Source organism: Variovorax sp. LG9.2, assembly GCF_035018885.1.
In the GTDB taxonomy this organism is placed as follows: Bacteria; Pseudomonadota; Gammaproteobacteria; order Burkholderiales; family Burkholderiaceae_C; genus Variovorax.
The window spans coordinates 1-267 of record NZ_JASJXB010000132.1; the positions used below are offsets into that span (position 1 = coordinate 1).

At 61.8% G+C, this 267-nt stretch carries 1 protein-coding gene; it reads right to left on the reverse strand.

Going from position 1 to position 267, the window contains the following annotated elements; translation table 11 throughout:
• Positions 1-267: DDE-type integrase/transposase/recombinase (locus tag QN413_RS27235; RefSeq protein WP_323499662.1), on the reverse strand; the 267-nt coding region annotated here is incomplete at both ends.

Consider the following 267-nt stretch of genomic DNA (forward strand, 5'->3'; position numbering starts at 1 on the left):
CCTCGATGCAGAACTCGGTGTCCATCGAGATCGACACCCGCCAGGCCAGCACACGGCGGCTGTACCAGTCGATCACCCCTGCCAGGTAGACGAAGCCCCGGGCCATTGGGATATAGCTGATGTCCATCGCCCAGACCTGGTTGGCCCTGGTGATCGCAAGCGTGCGCAGCAGGTATGGGTAGATCGTGCGTCCTGGTGCCTTCTTGCTGGTGTTGGGCTTCCTGTAGAGCGCGGTGATGGCCATGCGCCGCATCAGCGTGGTCATAT